The sequence below is a fragment of the Streptomyces sp. NPDC022552 genome, from assembly GCF_055561875.1.
Genome location: NZ_JBVHGJ010000016.1, coordinates 20,373 through 41,115, shown reverse-complemented (window position 1 = coordinate 41,115; position 20,743 = coordinate 20,373). Strand labels below are relative to the sequence as shown.

At 71.1% G+C, this 20,743-nt stretch carries 18 protein-coding genes; 8 read left to right on the top strand and 10 right to left on the bottom strand.

Annotation, left to right across the window (positions count from 1 at the left end):
* Positions 1-28: 28 nt before the first annotated feature.
* Positions 29-985 carry a bifunctional riboflavin kinase/FAD synthetase gene (locus ACZ3OF_RS30860; protein WP_361681273.1) on the top strand — a complete coding sequence of 319 codons (957 nt, stop codon included), beginning with the start codon at positions 29-31 and terminating at the stop codon, positions 983-985.
* Between the two features lie 23 nt (positions 986-1,008).
* Here the strand turns inward: ACZ3OF_RS30860 and ACZ3OF_RS30855 are convergent, their stop codons facing one another.
* From ACZ3OF_RS30855 to eccE, 8 genes are all read right to left on the bottom strand, one after another.
* Positions 1,009-2,082 carry an ABC transporter ATP-binding protein gene (locus tag ACZ3OF_RS30855; RefSeq protein ID WP_467308055.1) on the bottom strand — a complete coding sequence of 358 codons (1,074 nt, stop codon included), beginning with the start codon at positions 2,080-2,082 and terminating at the stop codon, positions 1,009-1,011.
* Entirely contained in the window at positions 2,079-3,044 is a 966-nt protein-coding gene (locus ACZ3OF_RS30850; protein WP_361434411.1) for an ABC transporter ATP-binding protein, read from the bottom strand. Before ACZ3OF_RS30850 ends, ACZ3OF_RS30855 begins: the two co-directional genes overlap by 4 nt.
* The gene (locus tag ACZ3OF_RS30845; RefSeq protein WP_361681263.1) at positions 3,041-3,940 is read right to left on the bottom strand and encodes an ABC transporter permease; all 900 of its coding nucleotides are present in this window, start codon (positions 3,938-3,940) and stop codon (positions 3,041-3,043) included. The genes ACZ3OF_RS30850 and ACZ3OF_RS30845 overlap by 4 nt, the downstream gene beginning before the upstream one ends.
* Positions 3,937-4,998 carry an ABC transporter permease gene (locus tag ACZ3OF_RS30840; RefSeq protein WP_467308052.1) on the bottom strand — a complete coding sequence of 354 codons (1,062 nt, stop codon included), beginning with the start codon at positions 4,996-4,998 and terminating at the stop codon, positions 3,937-3,939. The genes ACZ3OF_RS30845 and ACZ3OF_RS30840 overlap by 4 nt, the downstream gene beginning before the upstream one ends.
* Before the next feature lie 12 nt (positions 4,999-5,010).
* A complete protein-coding gene (locus ACZ3OF_RS30835; protein ID WP_467308050.1) occupies positions 5,011-6,867 on the bottom strand; it encodes an ABC transporter substrate-binding protein in 1,857 nt (618 codons plus the stop codon).
* 178 nt (positions 6,868-7,045) lie between these two features.
* Positions 7,046-10,420, bottom strand: coding sequence for an SCO5717 family growth-regulating ATPase (locus ACZ3OF_RS30830; RefSeq protein WP_467308048.1), 3,375 nt, complete (start codon positions 10,418-10,420; stop codon positions 7,046-7,048).
* A 227-nt stretch (positions 10,421-10,647) separates the two neighbouring features.
* Positions 10,648-11,478, bottom strand: coding sequence for a hypothetical protein (locus ACZ3OF_RS30825; RefSeq protein WP_361681251.1), 831 nt, complete (start codon positions 11,476-11,478; stop codon positions 10,648-10,650).
* A complete protein-coding gene (gene eccE / locus ACZ3OF_RS30820) occupies positions 11,478-12,791 on the bottom strand; it encodes a type VII secretion protein EccE (protein ID WP_467308196.1) in 1,314 nt (437 codons plus the stop codon). Before eccE ends, ACZ3OF_RS30825 begins: the two co-directional genes overlap by 1 nt.
* 191 nt (positions 12,792-12,982) lie before the next feature.
* On the opposite strand from eccE, the gene eccB reads away from it, so the two are divergent.
* The 7 genes from eccB (at position 12,983) to ACZ3OF_RS30785 (ending at position 19,638) form a co-directional block, all read left to right on the top strand.
* A complete protein-coding gene (gene eccB, locus ACZ3OF_RS30815) occupies positions 12,983-14,542 on the top strand; it encodes a type VII secretion protein EccB (RefSeq protein ID WP_467308047.1) in 1,560 nt (519 codons plus the stop codon).
* 12 nt (positions 14,543-14,554) lie between these two features.
* Positions 14,555-15,796, top strand: coding sequence for a type VII secretion-associated serine protease mycosin (gene mycP, locus ACZ3OF_RS30810; protein WP_467308045.1), 1,242 nt, complete (start codon positions 14,555-14,557; stop codon positions 15,794-15,796).
* A gap of 123 nt (positions 15,797-15,919) precedes the next feature.
* On the top strand, positions 15,920-16,342 hold the full coding sequence (locus ACZ3OF_RS30805) for a hypothetical protein (RefSeq protein ID WP_361681243.1): 423 nt from the start codon (positions 15,920-15,922) through the stop codon (positions 16,340-16,342).
* An 18-nt stretch (positions 16,343-16,360) separates the two neighbouring features.
* Positions 16,361-17,686: a hypothetical protein gene (locus tag ACZ3OF_RS30800; RefSeq protein ID WP_361681240.1), complete on the top strand. Its 1,326-nt coding sequence runs from the start codon at positions 16,361-16,363 to the stop codon at positions 17,684-17,686.
* 67 nt (positions 17,687-17,753) lie between these two features.
* Positions 17,754-18,935: a S8 family peptidase gene (locus tag ACZ3OF_RS30795; protein WP_361681237.1), complete on the top strand. Its 1,182-nt coding sequence runs from the start codon at positions 17,754-17,756 to the stop codon at positions 18,933-18,935.
* Between the two features lie 51 nt (positions 18,936-18,986).
* Positions 18,987-19,313 (top strand): WXG100 family type VII secretion target, encoded by a 327-nt coding sequence (locus ACZ3OF_RS30790; RefSeq protein ID WP_361603457.1) that lies wholly within the window; start codon positions 18,987-18,989, stop codon positions 19,311-19,313.
* A 16-nt stretch (positions 19,314-19,329) separates the two neighbouring features.
* Entirely contained in the window at positions 19,330-19,638 is a 309-nt protein-coding gene (locus ACZ3OF_RS30785) for a WXG100 family type VII secretion target (protein WP_361681234.1), read from the top strand.
* Between the two features lie 83 nt (positions 19,639-19,721).
* On the opposite strand, the gene ACZ3OF_RS30780 is transcribed toward ACZ3OF_RS30785, so the two are convergent.
* Positions 19,722-19,955: a DUF397 domain-containing protein gene (locus ACZ3OF_RS30780; protein ID WP_361681231.1), complete on the bottom strand. Its 234-nt coding sequence runs from the start codon at positions 19,953-19,955 to the stop codon at positions 19,722-19,724.
* A gap of 130 nt (positions 19,956-20,085) precedes the next feature.
* Entirely contained in the window at positions 20,086-20,742 is a 657-nt protein-coding gene (locus ACZ3OF_RS30775) for a hypothetical protein (protein WP_467308040.1), read from the bottom strand.
* Position 20,743: the final 1 nt, after the last annotated feature.

Sequence of the window (20,743 nt, the reverse complement as noted above, 5' to 3'; positions counted from 1 at the left end):
GCGAACAGGCGGACGAGGAGCGGTCACAGTGCAGCGCTGGCGTGGCTTGGAGGACATCCCCCAGGACTGGGGGCGCAGCGTCGTCACCATCGGCTCCTACGACGGGGTGCACCGCGGGCACCAGCTGATCATCGGGAGGGCCGTGGAGCGCGCCCGGGAGCTGGGCGTGCCCTCGGTCGTCGTCACCTTCGAGCCGCACCCCTCCGAGGTCGTAAGGCCCGGCAGCCACCCCCCGCTGCTCGCCCCGCACCCCCGCCGCGCAGAGCTGATGGCGGAGCTGGGTGTGGACGCGGTCCTCGTCCTGCCGTTCACGGCCGACTTCTCGCAGCTCTCCCCGGCGGACTTCATCGTGAAGGTCCTCGTCGACAAGCTGCACGCCAAGGCCGTCGTCGAGGGACCGAACTTCCGCTTCGGCCACCGAGCCGCGGGCAACGTCGCCTACCTCACCGAGCTCGGCGCCACCTACGACTACGAGGTCGAGGTCATCGACCTCTTCGTGAGCGGCACGGCGGGCGGCGGGGAGCCGTTCTCCTCCACGCTCACCCGCCGGCTGGTCGCCGAGGGCGACGTGGAGGGCGCAGCCGAGATCCTCGGACGCCCCCACCGCGTTGAGGGCATCGTCGTCCGCGGCGCCCAGCGCGGCCGCGAGCTGGGCTTCCCCACGGCCAACGTGGAGACCCTGCCGCACACCGCGATCCCGGCGGACGGCGTGTACGCCGGCTGGCTGACCGCCGCCGGGGAGCGCATGCCGGCCGCGATCTCGGTCGGCACGAACCCCCAGTTCGACGGGACGGAGCGGACGGTCGAGGCGTACGCCATCGACCGCGAGGGCCTGGACCTGTACGGCCTGCACGTGGCCGTCGACTTCCTGGCGTACGTCCGCGGCATGCTCAAGTTCGACACCCTGGACGACCTGCTCGCGGCGATGGCCGGGGACGTGCGGCAGGCCCGTGAGCTCACCGCGGCGTACGACAAGAAGAGCTGACCCCCCCCGGGGGCGGCCGCGCGTCAGACCGCCTTCGCGCCGCCGGCCACCCAGTGGCAGGCCACCTCCCGCGTACCGCCGCCGCCGAGCACCGGCAGGTCCTCGCCCCGGCAGCGGTCCGCGACCGCCGAGGCCTCGCCCGAGGCGAGGACCTGGCAGCGGGCGTGGAAGCGGCACCCGGACGGGATCCGGGCCGGGTCCGGCGGCTCACCGGTCAGCACCACCGGCGCCCCCTCGGACTCCGGCAGCACGGACAACAGAGCACGGGTGTACGGGTGCTGAGGGGCGGTCAGGACGGACTCCACCGTGCCGGTCTCCACGATCCGCCCCAGATACATCACCGCCACCCGGTCCGCGATGTTCCATGCGAGACCCAGGTCGTGCGTCACGACCAGCGCCGAGAGCCCCAGTTCGTCGCGGAGCCGCAGCAGCAGCGCCAGGATCTCGCCCCGTACCGACGCGTCCAGCGAGGCCACCGGCTCGTCCGCGACAATCAGCTCGGGCTGGAGGACCAGCGCGCCCGCGATCACGACGCGCTGGCGCTGCCCGCCCGAGAGCTCGTGCGGATAGCGCAGGAAGAACCGCTCCGGCGGGCGCAGACCCGCCCGGGACAGTGCTTGGGCGACGGCCGTCCGCTCGTCACCTTCGTACCCGTGGATCCGCAGCCCCTCGGCCACCGCGTCGTACACCGTGTGACGGGGGTTCAGCGAGCCGCTGGGGTCCTGGAGTACCAGCTGGGCGCGCCTGCGGTACGCCTTGAGCGCGCGTGAGGTGTACGAGAGGGGCGCACCGGCGAAGGTGACGGAGCCGGCCGTCGGCGGCACCAGTCCGAGCAGCGACCGCGCCAGCGTGGTCTTGCCGCACCCCGACTCGCCGACCAGGGCCACGATCTCCCCGGCACCGATGTCCAGATCCACCCCGTCCACGGCCCGCGCGGGGGGAGCGCCCCGCCTCCCGGGGAAGGTGACGCGCAACCCGCTCGCCGACAGCAGCGGACCGACGGCCTCCGCCGTGCCCGCCGGGGACGGCGAAGCCACCGACGCCCCCGCGCTCGCTCCCGCGCCCGTCGGTGCGGCGTCCGGTGTCAGCGGGTTCATGAGCCACTCCCTACGTGTACGCAGGCGGCGCGGCGACCCGCGCCCGCCTCCCGCAACTCCTGGTCCTGCTCACCGCAGACCTCCACCGCCGCCGGACAGCGCGGGTGGAACGCGCAGCCGCCCGGCAGATCGGCCGGGTCCGGCGGATCGCCCGGCAGCCCGCGCGGCGCCCGGCGTGACGCCGGGTCGCCGATCCTCGGGAAGGCCGAGGACAGGGCGCGCCCGTACGGATGCTCCGCCGCGTCGTACACCTCCCGCGCCGGGCCCTCCTCCACCACGCGTCCCGCGTACATCACCGCGAGCCGGTCGCAGGTGTCGGCGAGGACCGCCAGATCGTGGCTGATCATCAGCAGACTGATGCCGTCGTCGGCCACCAGACGCTCGATCAGCCGCAGGATCTGCGCCTGGATCATCACATCGAGCGCGGTCGTCGGCTCGTCGGCCACGATCAGCCGCGGATCGCAGGCGAGCGCCATCGCGATCATCACGCGCTGGCGCTGCCCGCCGGACAGCTCGTGCGGATACGCCGCCGCCCGCGCCGTCGGCAGGCCGACGTGCTCCAGGAGCTCCCCGACCCGCTTCCGCGCCTCCGCCGGGGTCGGCCGCCCGTGCACGAGCAGCGGCTCCGCGATCTGGTCGCCGATCCGCTGCACCGCGTTGAGCGAGTGCATCGCGCCCTGGAAGACGATCGAGGCCCCCGCCCAGCGCACGGCCCGCAGCCGCCCCCACTTCATGGCGAGGACGTCCTCGCCGTCGAGGAGGATCTGCCCCGTCAGCCGCGCCGACGCGGGCAGCAGGCGCAGCAGCGCCAGCGCCATCGTCGACTTCCCGCACCCCGACTCGCCCGCGACCCCGAGCTTCTGCCCGGCGGCCAGGGTGAGATCGACGCCCCGTACGGCGGGGACGGCGGACGCCCCCGACCCGTACGTCACCGTCAGGTTCCGTACCTCGAGCAGGCTCATCGCCCCACCCCCAGCTTCGGGTTCAGTACGGACTCGACGGCCCGCCCGCACAGCGTGAAGGCCAGCGCGACCAGCGCGATCGCGATCCCGGGCGGGGCGAGGTACCACCAGTGGCCGGACGAGACCGCGCCCGCCTCGCGGGCGTCCTGGAGCATGCCGCCCCAGGAGACCACCGTCGGATCGCCGAGGCCCAGGAAGGCCAGCGTCGCCTCGGTGAGGATGGCGGTGGAGATGCCGAGCGTGGTCTGGGCGAGCACCAGCGGCATCACGTTGGGCAGCACGTGCCGGCTCATGATGTGCCCGTGTCCGCCGCCGAGCGCCGTGGCCCGCTCGATGTACGGGCGGGACTCCACCGCGATCGTCTGGGCGCGCACCAGCCGGGCCGTGGTCGGCCAGCTGGTGACACCGATCGCGAGGATCACCGTCCACATCGACCGGGACATCACGGTCGCGAGGACGATCGCGAGGACGAGGGCCGGCATGACGAGGAACCAGTCCGTGATGCGCATGACGACCGTCGAGAACCAGCCGCCGTAGTGCCCGGCGATGATCCCGACGAGGGTGCCGATGGCGACCGAGAGCGCCGCCGCGAGCAGCCCGACGAGCAGCGAGATCCGCGCGCCCCAGATCAGCAGGCCGAGCAGCGATCGCCCGAACTGGTCCGTACCGAGGGGGAATTCGGCGCTCGGCGACTCCATGGCCGTACCCGGCGCGTTCGTCACCGACTGCACGTCAGCGCCGACGATCAGCGGCGCGGCGAGCGCGAGCAGGGCGATCAGGGCGAGTCCGGCGAGACCGTAGAGACCGGCGCGGTGGGTGCGGTACTGCTTCCAGAAGCGGGACACCGTACCGCGTCGGCGTTCCCAGGCCAGAGAGGAGAGTGACGAGGAGGTCATCGGCCCACCCGGGGGTCGAGCAGCGGATAGAGCAGATCGGCGATCAGGTTCATCACGATCATCGCGCCGGCGAAGACCACGAACAGACCCTGGACCAGTGGCAGATCGGGCACGCTGAGCGCCTGGTAGAACAGCCCGCCGAGCCCCGGCCAGGAGAACACCGTCTCCACCAGGATCGAACCAGCCGCCACATGGCCGAGGTTGATGAAGACCATGGTCACGGTCGGCAGCAGCGCGTTCGGTACGGCGTGCCGGCGCCGTACGACGTCGTCGCGCAGGCCCTTCGCCCGCGCGGTCGTCAGATAGTCGCTGCCCATCTCGTCGAGCAGCGAGGAGCGCATGACGAGCAGCGTCTGCGCGTAGCCCACCGCCACCAGGGTGACGACCGGCAGCACCATGTGGTGCGCGACGTCGAGGACGTACGCGAAGCCGGTCTCACCCGCGCCCGACTCCATGCCGCCGGTGGGGAAGAGCCCGGGGATCGGCCCGATGCCGACCGAGAAGACGATGATCAGGAGCAGCCCGAGCCAGAACGAGGGCACGGACCACAGGGTCAGCGCGACACCCGTGCTCACCTTGTCGCCGAGCCCGCCGTGGTGCCAGGCGGAGCGGGTGCCGAGCCAGAGGCCGAGCGCCGAGTAGATCACCACGGCGACACCGGTCAGCAGCAGCGTCGCCGGCAGCTTCGTCGCGATGAGATCGCCGACCGGGGCGTGGAACTGGTACGAGGTGCCGAGATCGCCGCTCAGCGCCTTGGCGCAGTAGTCGGTGAACTGCTGCCACAGCGGCAGATCGAGCCCGAACTGCCGGCGCAGCGTCGCCAGCTGCTCGGCCGAGGTGGGGATCCCGTGGGTCATCGCCTTGACCGGGTCACCGGGGATGATCCGGAACAGGAAGAAGCTGGTGACGAGGACGGCGAAGAGCGAGACGGCCGCGCCGCCCAGCTTCCCGGCCACGTAGCGGAGGTACTGGAGGGTCGTACCGGTGCGGGACGCGCCGTCCGTGGTGCGGACCTTCTCGGTCCGCACCACGTCGGCGGGGGTGCTTGCTGTCGTCACGTCGCCGCTCGTCTACTCGCGGTCGTCGGCGGTGGAGCGCCGCCGCATGCCGAGGAAGACGCCGAGACCGACCACGACGACCACGGCCGCGCCGATGGCGAGGACGGCACCGTCGGACGACTCGCTCTCCGATCCGGCGGCGGTGGAGGCCGGGGTCGGCACGGCCGACCACCAGCTCCAGTAGCCGTCCTGACCCCAGAGGTTGCCGGCGGCCGCCGGCATGGTCGTGATGGACTTGATCTGGTCCGAGCGGTACGCCTCCAGGGCGTTCGGGTAGGCCATGATGTTCATGTACCCGGTGTCGTACAGTCTCGACTGCATCTGCTTGACGAGATCCGCCCGCTTGGCGGCGTCGTACTCCGCCGACTGCTGCGCGTAGAGCGTGTCGAACTGCTTGTCGCAGATGAAGTTGTCGGTGGCGCCGGTGTCCTTCGGGGTCGCGGGCAGCGTGCCGCAGGTGTGGATCGACAGGACGTAGTCGGGGTCCGGGTTGACCGACCAGCCGTCGAACGCGAGGTCGTAGTCGCCCTTGGTCCACGGGTCGCCGACGTTGTCGAGGCACTCGACCTTCAGCCCGATGCCGAGCTCGCCCCACCACTCCTGGAGGTACTTCCCGACCGCCTTGTCGTTCGGGTCGGTGGCGTGACAGAGGATCCGGAAGTCGAGCGGCCTGCCGTTCTTGCCGACCCGCTTGCCCTCGCCGTTCTTCTTGTATCCGGCCTGGTCGAGGAGGAGCGCGGCCTTGGCCGGGTCGTAGGCGAGCTTCTGCTCGGCACTCGGCTTCCAGAAGTACGCGCCGAAGCGCGGCGGGATGTAGCCCTCGCCCTCGACGGCGTGGCCCTGGAAGACCTTGTCGACGATCGTGGTCCGGTCGACGGCGAGGAAGAGCGCCTTGCGGACCGCCGGGTCGAGGAGCGCCGGGTGGCCGTTGCCGAAGGTCTTGCCGTCCTTGGAGCGGGCGCCCGGGTTGGTGGCCAGGGCGAAGAAGCGCCGGCCGGGAGCGTCGTTGACCTTGATGTTCTTGGTGGACTTCAGCGCGTCGGCCTGAGCGGGTGTCAGGTTCGAGACGAAGGACACCTCGCCCTTCTGCAGCGCGGCGACGGCGGCGTCACCGTCCTTGTAGTACTTGAACACCAGCTCGTCGAACTTGGGTGCGCCCCGCCAGAAGCCCTTGTTCGGCTTCATCTTGATGTACTGGTCGACCTTGAAGTCCGTGATGACGAACGGCCCGTTGCCGACGATCGGGAACTGCTGGTCGTTGTTGAACTTCGAGAAGTCGCCGACCTTCTCCCAGACGTGCTTGGGCACGATCGGCACGTCGAGCGCCGTCATCGTGGCCTGCGGCTTCTTCAGCTCGATGACGAGGGTCCGCGGGTCGGGCGCGGTGACCTTCTTGAAGTTGGACGTGAAGCTGCCGTTCGCGGTGGCGGCGTTCGGGTCCGTCATCATCTTGTTGAAGGTCCAGGCGGCGTCCTCTGCGGTGGCCGGCTTCCCGTCGGACCACTTCGAATCCTCGCGGATCGTGTACGTCCAGGTGAGCTTGTCCGGCGAGGGCGTCCACGCCGTCGCCAGACCCGGAATCGCCCGAGCGTCGTCGGCGTCGTAATTGGTCAGGTACTCGTACGCCAAACGGTGGATGCTGGTCGAGACGAGCTTCTGGGCGAGGAACGGGCTCAGGGAGTCGACGCTCTGCGAGACGGCGACGGTGAGGGTGGTGCCACCGCTCTTCGCGTCGCCTTCGGCGGCCGGAGCGGCCTGGGCCGTGACCTGGGGGACGGCCATGAGCGTGGTGGCGGCGACGCCCGCGGCAAGGAGCAGCCGGGGCAGTCTTCGGGGGGTGGCGGGGCGGGGCGGGACCTTCGTGACCATGACCATAGGACGTACCTCGCGTCGTGGATCTTGGGCGCCAACTGGTGAAGCGAAGGTTTATCAGCGGTGGACGAGCGTCGTCAACGATGACTCAAACCCCTTGTGGGCTGCGGGAATACAGGAAGGCCCCGCACCGGGGAGCCGGTGCGGGGCCTCATTGGTCTACTCCTGTGACGCCTTACTGCTGAGGGGCTGGCGGAGCCTGCGGGGGCGTCTGCGGGGCCTGCTGCGGCCACCCGGCGGGGGGTACGGGAGCGTTCGGATCCGCTTGCGCCTGCGGGGGTGCGGGCTGCGCGGGGGGCTGCTCCCAGCCCTGGGGCGAGCCGGGCTGACCGGGCTGGCCGTACGGAGACGGCTGCCCCGGCTGTCCGGGCTGAGGCGCGTAGGGCTGCTGCGGGTAGGGCTGCGGCAGGGCCTGCGGGTACGGCTGGGCCTGCTGCTGCGGGTACGGCTGGGGCGCGTACGGCTGACCCGGCTGCGGGGGCTGCGGGGCGTACGGCTGACCGGGCTGAGGCGCATACGGCTGACCGGGGGCGGCCTGACCGGGCATGGGCTGTCCCGGCATCGGCTGCTGCCCCGGCATCTGCTGCTGGCCCGGCATCGGCGGGGCCACGTTCGGCGGCAGGGCGCCCTGGCCGTCACCCGTCCACAGCCCCTGCGCCTGCTGCGCACGGGAGAAGTCCTCGGCGACCATCGCCGACAGGTTGAAGTACGCCTCACGCGTCTTCGGCCGCATCATGTCGAGATCGACCTCGGCGCCCGCCGACAGGTGCTCGTCGAACGGCACCACGATCACCCCGCGGCAGCGGGTCTGGAAGTGCTGCACGATGTCGTCGACCTTAATCATCTTGCCGGTCTCGCGCACTCCGGAGATGACCGTGATGGAGCGCTGCACCAGATCCGCGTATCCGTGCGCGGAGAGCCAGTCGAGCGTCGTCGAGGCGCTGGAGGCACCGTCGACGGACGGGGTGGAGATGATGATCAGCTGGTCGGCGAGGTCCAGCACACCGCGCATCGCGCTGTAGAGCAGACCCGTACCGGAGTCGGTGAGGATGACCGGGTACTGCTTGCCCAGGACGTCGATCGCCCGCCGGTAGTCCTCGTCGTTGAACGTCGTCGAGACGGCCGGGTCCACGTCGTTGGCGATGATCTCCAGACCGGAGGGCGCCTGCGAGGTGAAGCGGCGGATGTCCATGTACGAGTGGAGGTAAGGGATCGCCTGCACGAGGTCACGGATGGTGGCCCCGGTCTCGCGCCGTACGCGGCGGCCGAGCGTGCCGGCGTCCGGGTTGGCGTCGATGGCGAGGATCTTGTCCTGCCGCTCGGTGGCCAGGGTCGCGCCGAGCGCGGTGGTCGTCGTGGTCTTGCCGACACCGCCCTTGAGGGAGATGACCGCGATCCGGTAGCAGGAGAGGACCGGCGTACGGATGAGGTCGAGCTTGCGCTGCCGCTCGGCCTCCTCCTTCTTGCCGCCGATCTTGAAGCGGGCGGAGGCGGCCGGGTTCCGGCTGGACTTGGCCTTCTGCTTGTTGTTGCGCAGCAGGCGGTCGGAGGAGAGCTCGACGGCGGCGGTGTACCCGAGCGGGGCACCTGGCACGGACCGCTCACGCTGGTCGTGCGTGACGGGGGTGGGCCAGGCGGCACCGGTCCGCGGATCGACGGGCGCCTGCGGCGGAACCTGCGCGTCGGGCTGAGGCTGTCCGGGCTGCGGGAACCCGTACCCACCCTGCGGCGCGGGCGCTTGGGGTGCCTGGGGTGCCTCGGGCGCGGGTGCCTGCGGAGCCTGGGGCTGGCTGGGCTGCGGGAAGCCGTACCCGCCCTGTGCCTGCTGGGGCACGGGGGCGGGCTGGGGCTGGCCGGGCTGCGGGAAGCCGTACCCACCCTGCGGCGCGGCGGCCTGGGGTGCCTCGGGCGCGGGTGCCTGAGGAGCCTGGGGCTGGCTGGGCTGGGGGAAGCCGTACCCGCCTTGCGCCTGTTGGGGCACGGGGGCGGGCTGGGGCTGGCCGGGCTGCGGGAAGCCGTACCCACCCTGGGGGGCGGGGGTCTGGGGTGCCTGGGGTGCCTCGGGCGCGGGTGCCTGAGGAGCCTGGGGCTGGCTGGGCTGCGGGAAGCCGTACCCGCCCTGTGCCTGCTGGGGCACGGGGGCGGGCTGGTGCTGGCCGGGCTGCGGGAAGCCGTACCCACCCTGGGGGGCGGGGGTCTGGGGTGCCTGCGGCTGCCCCGGCTGCGGGAAGTCGTACCCGCCCTGCGGCGCGGGGGCCTGGGGTGCCTGGGGTGCCTCGGGCGCGGGTGCCTGCGGAGCCTGGGGCTGCGGCTGTCCGGGCTGCGGGAAGTCGTACCCGCCCTGCGGCGGTACGGGAGCCGCCGGGGCGCCGGTGGGCGCCGGGGCAGGCCACTGCTGCGCGGGCGTGGGAGCCGCGGGCTGGAACGACGGCGGCAGCGGAGGCAGTCCGGTCCCGTCCTGCGGCGCGGGCGCCGTCGGCACGGCGGGCGGCACCACGGCAGGCGGCAACGCCGCCGGGACTGCGTCCTGCGGCTCCGGCTGCTCGGTTTGCCCGGGCGGGGCGGGGGCGGCCTGCGGAGCATCGGCGGCCGGCAGCACAAACGCGTCCGGGTCGGGGGACTCGTCGGACAGGGCCGGGGCGCCGGGCGCCTGGTCGGCCTCCGGTGCCGTCTCCGCGACGGCCTCCGCCGGACGACCCTGCTCCGGCCCGCTCGCGGCGTCCGCCGACGAAGGCTCGCCCGCGGGCGTCCCTGCGGCAGCCGACGCGTCCTTCTGCGTCGGCCCGGTAACGCCGCCCTCTTCGGGGCCGGTGGTCTCCGTGGAGCCGCTCCCGGAATCGGCCGGCGCTGTGACGGGAGCGCCGTGGGTGTCGAACGCGGGCGGCTCGCCCGCGCCGGCGGCGTCCGTCGGCGCATCGGTACGCGGACCCGCCGCGCCGTCCGTCGCCGCACCGGCGGCGGAATTCGCGCCGGTCTCCTCGGTGCGTGCGTTCTCGGCCGCGGCTGCCGCCGCGCGCTCGGAGATCTCCGCCATCTCGCGCTTCAGCGCGGCGGGGGAGAAGCGCATGGTGGCGCCGCTCTCCAGATCACCGTTGCCGAACGACCCGCTGTCGGCGGCCACGACCGGCGAGGCAGGCGCGGGCACGACCGGTGCGGCGGGCGCGGGCACGACCGGCGAGGCAGGCGCGGGCACGACCGGTGCCGGAACGGGCGCGGCAGGCTCGACGGGCGCGCCCGGAGCCGGAGTCGGGGCCTGAGTCGGGACCTGAGCCGGGGCCTGACCCGGCGGTACCTGCGCCTGAGGCGCCCAGTTGGGCTCGAAGCCGCTGTTCGCCGGAAGCCCCGGGACGCCGAGGGGCGCGCCCGACGGCGGTGGCATCGCACCCTCGGTGGCCCCCGTACCGGCTGATCCCGACGCGTTCTGCGTGTACCAGGCCGGAGGGGTGTAGTCGATGGTGAACTCACCCGTCATCTCGGCGGGATCCGCGTCGGACTGATCATCGGCGGGTGGATTCCAACCCCCGTGGATCCCGTCCCGATCGCCGTTCACTTTGCCTCCTGGTGTGGTCGCGCACCCTTGTGCTGTCGTGGGCGGGCCCTACCCACCCTAAACGCCAACCGTGTGTGGGGGGCAGGCCCGACTGCCCGCCCGCATCTGTCCCGTAGATCACGTCTCGCCCCCAAGTGACCTACCGGCACCGCAGAGTGAACCCCCAGGTGATCACACGGAGGTTCAAATGCGCACAAAAAAGGACGGGATGGGAAGTCGTCGAGCCGTCAGTCCATCCGGCGGGCGTTGCCCAACAATCCGGTCTCGGTGTCTGTCGCCTGCGTCATCACGAACTGCCGGTCGCTCGGTGTGCACCAGAGGCTCACACCGTCGGCGAGCGTCGACAGCGCCTCGGACTCCGCACGGGGCAGCCCCATGATCCGGCCGATCTGCGCGGCTTCGTCCGGCGAGACCCGCTGGACGCCGACCAGCGAGGACTTCTCCAGGAGACGCGGAGCCACCGGGCTCAGGTACGGCAGCAGCGTCACCACCGACTGCCAGGGGCCGGACACGACCCGGCCGCGCGGCGGACGCATCCCGCAGTCCCGCACCACGACCACGGGGCTGACCGCCGAAGCGCCCTGCGGCGGGACCCGGCCGACATCGTGCAGCGTGATGCACGGCTGGCCACCGCCCGCGGCCTGGGCGAGCCCGGTCCATGCCTGTGCCCGGCCGGTCTCCACGGCCACGCGGGCTCCGGTCGCGGCCGCGCGCAGCGCCAGCACCTGCGCCGTCCACAGACCGCCGATCAACGTCACCTCGTACGGAGTGGGGCGGTTGATGCCGAGCACGGCGGGCCGCCCCTCGGCGTCGACGCCGATGACCATGCCGTCGTCGCCGACCGGAAGGCCGAGTGCGCCGAGCTGCTCCAGCGGTACCGCGTGCCGGTCGCGGCGCGGGCCGACGAGCCCGAAGCCGAATCGGGGCCGCGCGCTCCGCCCCGTACCGCGTCCGGAACCGCCGCGCCTGCCCGCACCGGAACGGGCGCCATCGGTACCCCGGTTGCCGGGAGACGGCTGGGAAGAGGGCGAGGAAGAAGGTGAAGGGGAGAAGGACATCAGCGAGCACCTCCGAGCGGCAGCGAGGCCAGCATGGCGGGCACCTGCTCGCGGTCGAGCCGCACCAGACCCGTCTTCACCCCACGTGCCGCACGCTCCAGTTCGCGCCGCGCGGTCACGAGCTCCTCGTCGCTGCGGCCGGTGATCCGCACGTGGCCTGCCACCGTCACCTCCTGACGGTCACCGCCGCTGAGCGTCAGACTGAACGTCGTCGCGAGCGCCGGCAGCGAGGTCAGCAGCGCGATCAACTGCGGCATGGACGCACCCGCGCCACCCGGGCTGCCCAGCTGCGGCCAGCGTCCCACCCAGTACGTCGTATGACGCCGGTCGTCGACCCGCCAGGTCCGCGGGGTCTCCTGGGTCCGCCGCGCCTGCGCCCGGCCCCGTCCAGCCTGAGCGATGGCCATCGGACTCGCGCACGTGGACGTCGCCAGGGCGGCGATCAGCTCCTGCTCGGTGAGCACCGTCGCCTTGAACCCGGCGCCGGCCAGCCGGCTCGCCAACTGGTCCGCGGCGCGCACCACACACTTCTGGGCACCCTTGAGTCCGCCGCCGCGGGCGGCGACCGCCTCTGGGCACAGCTCCGGGTCCAGCTTCAGCGCCACCCAGGTGATCCGCAGCGCCGGTGAACCCGTCTGCGCCTGCAGCGGCGCGTAGTTCCGCTTGGCCATCGACTGCTCCGGCAGATGCGGCGCGGGCGCCGGTTGCGTGTGCTGCACGATCTGCGCGGACTCCAGCTTGATCCCGTCCACGTCCAGGACCTCCCGGACGAGCGCGACGGGCAGCGGCCGCGCGGCGCGGTCCGGACGCAGCGCCGTGGCCTCCGAGTCGACGCGCACCAGCGCGGTGAGGAACGTACCGTCGCCGACCATTCCCACGGGCCTGCGGTCCCTGTCGCTGTACACGTAGGTGCGGAGCGCCGGATCGCATTCCACGACCGGCGCGAGACCGGGCTCCGTGCTCTCCGGGACCACGAGCGAGGCGGCCCGGCGCGTACGCGTACGCAGGGCCAGGTAGGTGGCGAGCCACTCCGGCATCGAGCGGCTGTGCCGGCGCACCACCGCGAGCAGGACGAGCAGCGTCGACAGGGCGCCGGCGGGCACCAGCAGCAACGGCTCGATGACCCACGCCACGAGCAGCAGCGCCGCCGCGATTTCGATCAGTACGAGCTGTTGCAATCGGAACGATCCGAAGTGTCCCGGACGTGCCTGAAGTCGAGGGGAGACGGCCGAGGGTGCTCCGGCCTGGGAGTGCCCCCGGGGCGCGGATGAGGGTGCGGCCGCCGCGTGCCGCGTCCGCGTCGCGGATGCCATCATGGAGAATCCCCCCAATTCGTCCCGATCACCCCTGGCCTGCCAGGGCTTTGGCGGCCGGTTCACCCTACCCGCCCCGCAAGCGCCGCCGGACAGCAGGCATAGTAGGGGGCCGGTCCGACAGCCGGAGCCCGGGTGCCATGCCCCCCGGACTCGTCGGTGAAGACTGCGCCTGACGAAAATGGGGACTCATGGCATCACGGCGGGATGAGCTCAATGCGTACACCTTTGCGAAGAAGCGCACGGTGGCCGCATTCCTCCAACCTTCGCCCTCGGGTACCGAGGAGGGGGCTCCGAGGCCGCTGCGCGCGGTACTCCCCGGCATGATCGTGGGCGCCCTGGTGCTCGCCGGATTCGGCGCCTGGGGCATGTTCAGCCCCCAGGCCCCCAAGGGTTGGGACAAGCCCGGGACCAAGGTGATCGTCGGCAAGCAGTCGACGACCCGGTACGTGGTGCTCAGCACCGGCAAGGGCAAGGACAGGAAGACCCTTCTCCATCCCGTCCTCAACCTCGCCTCGGCCCGGCTCCTGCTCACGCCGCAGCAGTTCTCGGTCATCCAGGTCGACGACAAGCTCCTCGACGGGGGCAACCCTCCGCGCGGTCCGATCCTCGGCATCCCGTACGCCCCCGACCGCCTCCCGAACGCGAACGAGGCAGGCGCGGCCAAGCGCTGGGCCGTGTGCGAACAGCCGGGAGGGGGCAAGGGGGCCAGCGTCCAGAAGGCCACGTTCGTCTTCGCCCAGCGGGACTTCAAGCGCACCGAGGGCAGTGGGAAGCTCAAGGACGGGCAGATCATGTACGTCCAGGGGCAGAAGGGCAAGGCTCGCTACCTCGTCGACCACCGGGGTACGAAGTACCTGGTGCCGGGCGACCCCGCCGAGTCCGCGGGGCTCACCATGGCGCTCGTCGGCCTCAACAAGGAGCCCCAGCAGGTCACGGACGACTGGCTGGCCACCCTGCACACCGGGAGCCCCGTCGAGTTCCCGCAGATCCCCGGCAAGGTCGGCGATCCGGCCGGCATCGACGGCGGGAACCTCAGCCAGACCGAGGGCCGGGTCGGCATGGTGCTGCTGGGTCAGACGGGTTCCGGGCCGCAGCACTACGTGGTCCTGCCCGGAAAGGTCCAGCCGGTCTCGGAGTTCACGGCATGGCTCCTCATCAACTCGCCGCAGACCGACGCCCTCGACATGGACGGCAGGGCGACCACGGTCGACGCCGCCTCCTTCACCCCGGACTCCACCTCGTTCGGTTCGCAGTATCGATGGCCGACCCGCAAGTCCGAGCAGGTCAACACGGTGACCGGGGCCGGCGCCCGGGACACCCTCTGCAGTGTGCTCAACCAGGTCGACGACAAGGGTCGTACGACGCTGACCACGTGGGCGGGCAAGCGGTACCCGGCCGAGATCACCGCCGGCGGCACCAGCACGTATGTGACCCCGGGCAGCGGCCTGCTCTACACCCAGATCCAGGGCAACCAGACCAAGGCCGACGGTTCGCTCTTCCTCGTCACCGACACCGGTCTGCGGTACGCGGTGCAGGCCAACGGCGACAGCGACGCGGCACGGTCCGACATCGGCACCGGGGACCAGGCCGACAAGCAGACCGACGGCCGCCCGGAACCGAGCGAGGCGCAGACGCGTCTCGGCTACGAGAAGGTCACCCCGCTCCCCGTACCGATGGCCTGGTCGGAGTTCCTCTCCAAGGGACCGAGGCTCGACACCAACAGCGCGCGTCAGCCGCAGGGTTCGTGAGGAGCGGCAGTGGTGACGTACCGAACGGCGGCCCTGCTCACCGCCACGGCCCTCACGGGGATCCTCGCCGCGCCGCCCGCGGTCGCGGCGCCGCACGACCTTCTTCTCGACGGCAGCGGCGAGTGCACGTTCCCGATGAAGAAGCAGATCGAGGGCATTCCCTGGTCGCTCCAGCGGGTCCTGCTCGACGAACTCTGGCAGGACACCAAGGGCAAGGGCATCCGCGTCGCCGTCATCGACACGGGCGTCGACGACGTCAACCCCCAGCTGAAGACGGCGGTGGACGCCAAGGCGGGGAAGGACTACCTGAAGCCCGACAAGAAGAACCCGGGCCCCGGAGACGAGCAGCGCGGCAAGACCGACGGCACCGTCGACGAGGTCGGTCACGGCACCAAGGTCGCCGGCATCATCGCCGCCCGCCCTCGCTCCGGCACCGGCTTCGTCGGGCTGGCCCCCGAGGCGACGATCATCCCGATCCGCCAGAACGACGAGAAGAACAGCGGCAAGTCCGACACGATGGCGCAGGCGATCGACCACGCCGTCGCCAAGGGCGCGCACGTCATCAACATCTCGCAGGACACGACGCAGGCGCTCAGCGAGGACTCGGCGATGGGCAAGGCGGTGGCCCGCGCACTGGAGAAGGACATCGTCGTGGTCGCCTCGGCAGGCAACGACGGCATGGACGGCAAGCTCAAGAACACCTATCCGGCGGCTTTCCCCGGCGTCCTCGCCGTGGCCTCCTCCGATCGCAACAACGAACGGGCGGAGTTCTCCCAGTCGGGCACGTTCGTGGGCGTCGCGGCGCCTGGCGTGGACATGGTCTCGACCGTCCCGGGCGGGGGGCAGTGCGTGGACAACGGCACCAGCTTCTCGGCACCGTACGTCTCCGGCGTCGCCGCGCTCCTGCGGGCCAAACATCCCAAGTGGAGCCCGGCGCAGATCGTCGCCCGCATCGAACAGACGGCGGTACGATCCGTCAACGGCCGCGACAACCACGTGGGCTGGGGCGTGGTGGACCCGGTCCGGGCCCTCTCCGACGCCCCGGAACCGGCCCCGACGGAACCCACCCCCGACCCGGCCCCGCCCAAGCCACCGGCGCCGGAACCCGCGCACCTGGCATTGACGGAGACCTCCCAGGAACGCGCCGAACGCATCGGCACGTACGCCCTCGGCGTGGGAGGTGTCCTGGTGGCCGTGGTCGTGGGCGCGGCCACGGTGATCCGCGACAGCCGGCGCCGCCAGAGGGGGATGTGACTTTGCAATTGGAACTGTCGTACCAAATGGCTAGAGTGGTGTGCGAGTTCGAGAGCCTGACGAGGGGGCACTGAGGTGGGAGAGCCGGCCGGGGGTGGCAAGCAGGGGCTTGAAGTCGGAGAAGTGACTCTCCAGAGCTTCTACTCGCGCATGCAGAAGCTCGTCGAGGAACTGAAGGGCTCGCCCGCCGAGCACACGAAGATCGGCGAACAGAAGGTCACGGCCGCGTCGTACGGCACGGGCTTCGCCGCCGCGACGGAACTTCACAGCGCGTACGAAAAGGTACGTACGCGGCTCGAAGAACTGACGAGGACGTTCGGCGAGACGATCGAGGGCATGGGCCTGGCGGCCACGATCGCCGACAAGGGCTACACGGGCGTGGACGAGGAAGAGCGCGAGCGGTACGCGGCGATCCAGAAGCGCACGCAGCAGGAGTACCGCGAGCGCCACGGCGAAGGCGGCCAGGGAGCCGGCGGCGGCAAGGACAAGCCCGAGCAGCCCACCAAGGACACGGACGGCACCGGCGATTCCGGCGGATTCAGCTAACGGGGGAGTGGCAAGAACATGGCAGGAGAGTTCGAGGGGAAGTCCCTGGACGCCCTGTACGCGATGATCGCGTCGGCCAAGCCGGAGGAAATCACCACCACCGGCACGGCGCTGGCGTCGGCGGTGCCGAAGATCCTCGAGATCGCCGCCGACCTCCGTCTGTACATCAGCCGCGTCCAGTGGGAGGGCGAGGGAGGCAACTCCTTCCGCACCTGGGGCGCGGGCATGGTCTCCGAGACCCTGGTCCTGGGCGACTTCACCAAGGTCGTCGCCGACGAGATGCAGCGCGCGGGCCAGGCCCTGTCGGAGGCGAAGGCGGCGGTGCCGAAGCCGGCGGGCATGTGCTTCGCGGACCCGGAGAAGGAGAAGGCCCGCATCGAGTCGGAGACGGGCCCGAAGCTCCAGGAGGCGATCCACCAGCTGGAGCGTCTGTCGTCGTATTACGACGCCACGCGGAACCGGATGGGGGCGGAGCGGGAGCCGGAGTTCAAGCCGATCACGGCGATCCGCGGCTCGAACGAGCGCGAGTACGGAACGGGAAGCGGCAGTAGTGCCAGCACCTACGCCACTTCCTCCAGTGCAGGCTCGACCTATGGCGAGTCCTCGTCTTCCCGTACCCCCGATGCGGCGACACCGAGCCGCCCGACTCCTGACGTGACGCTGCCCCCGACGGCCGCGAGGCCGCCGGAGTCGGAGGTGAACACGAACCTCGACTCCGTGACCATCACGCCGGACGCTCCGCCCCGCACTCCTACGCAGCCGCCCACTACGCCGCCGGTCACGACGGTCGGCCCGCCGACTCCTCCGTTGCCGCCCCTCGCTCCGCCGGTCGGCCCTCAGCCGACGACCGGTCTGCCTCGCGCGAACCCAGGGCTCCCGGGCCCTGCGACCGGCGGCCTGAAGGGCCCCAGCCCTCTCGGGACACCGCCTCGCGCGGAAGGCATCACCGGCGGCCGTCAGGTGCCCGGTCGCACCGGCCTGCCCGGTCAAGGGCCGCGGCTTCCCATGGGCCCAGTGATCGGCGAGGAACGCGCTGGCCAGTACGGTCGCGGCGGGGCAGGCATGCATGGACCTGGCGCCGGCATGCACGGTGCGCCGGGCGGTAACACGGGCGGTGCGGCTGGCCGACGGCTGGCCATGCAGCCGGGCGGAACCGTAGGAAATCCCACCGGGTCCGCCGGGCGGGCGTTCACCCCTGGCGGTACGGGTCTGGTCCGTCCGGCCTCGACCGAGCGGGGCGAGGACGAGCGCCGTACGAATCGTTCCCGCCCTGACTATCTGACCGAGGACGAGGAGACGTGGGCTTCCGGCCAGCGTCAGATCGTCCCGCCCGTCATCGACTAGGAGTCCTTCGCACATGTCTCCGCTTGCTCGTGCCTGTCGCAGCCGTGCGATCGGTCTGCTGAGCGCCATGACCGCCGTCGTCGCGATGTGGACCGTCGCGGCGCCGGCCGCGCAGGCGGAAGACATGCGCGGGCGTCAGTGGTACCTGGACGCGATGAAGGCCGACGAACTGTGGAAGGTCGCCACGGGCAAGGGAATGACCGTCGCTGTGCTCGACACCGGGGTTGATTCGACGGTGTCGGAACTCCGCGGGCGGGTCCTGGCCGGCGCGAACTTCTACGACGCCGGTGGGGGCGATGGCCGTACGGACACTGAACGCCACGGCACCAACATGGCCATCGCCATTGCGGGCAGCGGGGTCAATGGCGGTGTGAAGGGGATTGCACCCGATGCCAAGGTCCTGCCGGTGAAGGTGGGAGAGGGCGCCACCTTCGGTCTCGCGAAGCAAGCGACAAAGGCCATTCGCTATGCAGTAGACAATGGCGCACGCGTCATCAGCATCTCCATGGGCGGCGGAGCCGACGAATCCGAGGCTCCGGAGTGGCAGGAGGCCGTGAACTACGCCCTCGGGAAGGGCACCCTGGTCTTTGCGGCATCGGGAAACACTGGGTCCGAGACCTATCAGGACTACCCTTCGTCCATCCCCGGCGTGGTAGCTGTCGGCGCTCTGGACACGAAGGGCAAGGTTGCCGAGTTCTCCAGCTACGGCTCCCACCTCGCCCTCGCCGCCCCGGGCGTCGAAATTCCCGGGCTCTGCACCGCCAACAAGGCGCGGTACTGCGCCCATGAGGGCACCAGCCAAGCCACCGCCATCGCCTCCGGCACCGCCGCCCTCATCTGGTCCGCGCACCCCGACTGGACCGCCAACCAGGTTCTCCGCGTCATGATGGAGACCGCGGGGCACGTCGGTGCCGTCCCGGACAAGTACATCGGCTACGGCTCGGTCCGTCCCGCCCAGATCCTCTTGGAGGGCAAGGGCAACCCGGGCGACCCGGACGTCAATCCGCTGCTCGCCGCGCAGAGACAGCAGCAGTCGCAGTCGCCCGCACCTCAGACTTCCCCCTCTCCTGACAGCACGGGGGCAAGCGGCACCAACGGGCCGACCCAGGATCCGAAGAAGCCTGAGTCGGCGGCCCGGCCCGATGAGGGCGGGTTCCCGCTCTGGGGCATCGCCGCGGGTGCCGTCGTCATCGTCGCCGTGATCGTCGGCGTCGTCGTGGCGGCAGGCAGGCGCAACAGGAGAGCGTAGCCAGAGCTGAGCTACGCGTACGAGTACCTTCCCGACAACGAGGAGCGTCACATGACCAGCCCCGCAGGTGGGTTCGGGCTTGCCGAGGATCCGGTAACCCAGGCCAAGAACAAGATCATGCAGACCGGTGAAGAGGTCTCCAAGCAGGCCCGCGAGATGGCCAACATCCTGGAGACGGTCCACGCGGGCTGGACGGGTGCGGGTGCGGCCGGCTTCAAGACCGCGCAGACGGCCCTCAACGAGGACCACGACACCATTCGCCGCCTGCTCAACGTGCTGCTCAACGCGGTCAACGAGACCAAGAACCTCAGCACCGCGAACGACTTCGAGGTGTTCCAGACCCTCAAGGCCAACAACTCCGCGCTGAACAACCTCTGAGTCCGAGGAGAGCACCATGTCCGGCATCGATCAGAACACCAAGGTCCGGTACGAGAGCGTCCAGGAGATGGCGAACCGCCTCCGGACCGTCTCCTCGAACATCATCAAGGACCTCGAAGAGATGAACGCCGCCCTCCGTGTCGTCACCGACACCTGGGACGGCGAGGCCCACCAGGAGTACGTGATCCTCCAGGGCAAGTACAAGAAGCGCGCCGAGGACATGAAGAACCGCCTCGAGCTCGTCGCCAAGCAGATCGAGACGGGCAAGGACAGCTACCGCGCCACGGACGTCAAGGCGTCGCGCCTGTTCACCGAGGGGTACTGACCCCGAGCGTCCGGTACGCACAGCAGAAGGGGCCCGTTCCAGCCGGAACGGGCCCCTTCGCGTACGCCTCGTCCGTACGCGGCCTACTTCAGGTCGAACTCGCCGTCCTTGGCGCCCAGGACGAAGGCCGTCCACTCGGCCTCGGTGTAGCGCAGGACGGTGTCGGGGTCGAGGGAGGAGCGCATCGCCACGGCCCCGCCCGGCAGGTGGGCGATCTCCACGCGCTCCTCGTCGGCGGTCGTGCCGGGAGGGCCCTGCCACTCGACGTCGCTGATGTCGAGCGCGTACAGCTCGTCCTTCTCCTGCTGAGTGCCCATCAGGCTGTGCTCCTTCGTGCGGCGGTGCGGCGGTGCGGCGTTGGAACGTGCAAGGTCGTCGCAGGTCAATGATCTGGGACGACGGGGGCTCGTGTCCTGAGGAACGGCGAGATTCACGCTCGCCGGCCCGTCACTTCGCCTGTGCGGCGAAGGTCTTGGCCAACTCCACGACCTGCTCCGGCTTCAGCGAGGTCTCCCCGGACTCGCCGGAGGTCATCACCAAGGCGACGTCGCCCTTGCCCTCGGCGTCGAGCCGGACGGTGACGACGTTCCCGCTCTTGCTGGGCACGACCGCTCCCGTCTTCGCCTTCGCGCCCTCTTCGGTGTAGGACTTCAGCTCGTCGACACCCATGCTGCCGGCACTCTGGATGACGGGCGCCAGGGCGTAGATCCCGCTCCCCTCCTCCGTACCGATGGTGTGGATCTCCAGCTTCTCCTCGCCCACGTGGTACGAGCAGCTGATGAGCGCACCGGTCTTGCCTTGCCACACCGACTGCGGATCCGTCGTCCTTCCGCCCTCGGCGGTGGCGACGGGGCTCGCCGCGTCGGACGTCGCGTGGCCCGGCTCGATGCTCTCGCCCAGCTTCGCCGACTCACCGGCCTTCCCCGCGTCGTACGGCACCGGACAACTGTCGGCCCCGTCCTTCCCGACCTCCTCGGCGAGCGTGACCAGCCGGTCCACACTCAAGGAGCCGCCGGCGTCCGCCCCGTCGCCTCCGCAGGCGACGAGGGTGGCCAGCATGACGGCGCCGGCCGCGGCGGCGATCGCGCGCTTGGTATGAGTCATG

What these genes read in the sequence shown, in the direction of transcription:
- ACZ3OF_RS30855 (WP_467308055.1), bottom strand. Translation starts at nt 2,082, where the DNA reads ATGAACCCGCTGACACCGGACGCCGCACCGACGGGCGCGGGAGCGAGC.
- ACZ3OF_RS30850 (WP_361434411.1), bottom strand. Translation starts at nt 3,044, where the DNA reads ATGAGCCTGCTCGAGGTACGGAACCTGACGGTGACGTACGGGTCGGGG.
- ACZ3OF_RS30845 (WP_361681263.1), bottom strand. Translation starts at nt 3,940, where the DNA reads ATGACCTCCTCGTCACTCTCCTCTCTGGCCTGGGAACGCCGACGCGGT.
- ACZ3OF_RS30835 (WP_467308050.1), bottom strand. Translation starts at nt 6,867, where the DNA reads ATGGTCACGAAGGTCCCGCCCCGCCCCGCCACCCCCCGAAGACTGCCC.
- ACZ3OF_RS30825 (WP_361681251.1), bottom strand. Translation starts at nt 11,478, where the DNA reads ATGTCCTTCTCCCCTTCACCTTCTTCCTCGCCCTCTTCCCAGCCGTCT.
- eccE (WP_467308196.1), bottom strand. Translation starts at nt 12,791, where the DNA reads ATGGCATCCGCGACGCGGACGCGGCACGCGGCGGCCGCACCCTCATCC.
- eccB (WP_467308047.1), top strand. Translation starts at nt 12,983, where the DNA reads ATGGCATCACGGCGGGATGAGCTCAATGCGTACACCTTTGCGAAGAAG.
- ACZ3OF_RS30800 (WP_361681240.1), top strand. Translation starts at nt 16,361, where the DNA reads ATGGCAGGAGAGTTCGAGGGGAAGTCCCTGGACGCCCTGTACGCGATG.
- ACZ3OF_RS30795 (WP_361681237.1), top strand. Translation starts at nt 17,754, where the DNA reads ATGACCGCCGTCGTCGCGATGTGGACCGTCGCGGCGCCGGCCGCGCAG.
- ACZ3OF_RS30790 (WP_361603457.1), top strand. Translation starts at nt 18,987, where the DNA reads ATGACCAGCCCCGCAGGTGGGTTCGGGCTTGCCGAGGATCCGGTAACC.
- ACZ3OF_RS30785 (WP_361681234.1), top strand. Translation starts at nt 19,330, where the DNA reads ATGTCCGGCATCGATCAGAACACCAAGGTCCGGTACGAGAGCGTCCAG.
- ACZ3OF_RS30780 (WP_361681231.1), bottom strand. Translation starts at nt 19,955, where the DNA reads ATGGGCACTCAGCAGGAGAAGGACGAGCTGTACGCGCTCGACATCAGC.
- ACZ3OF_RS30775 (WP_467308040.1), bottom strand. Translation starts at nt 20,742, where the DNA reads ATGACTCATACCAAGCGCGCGATCGCCGCCGCGGCCGGCGCCGTCATG.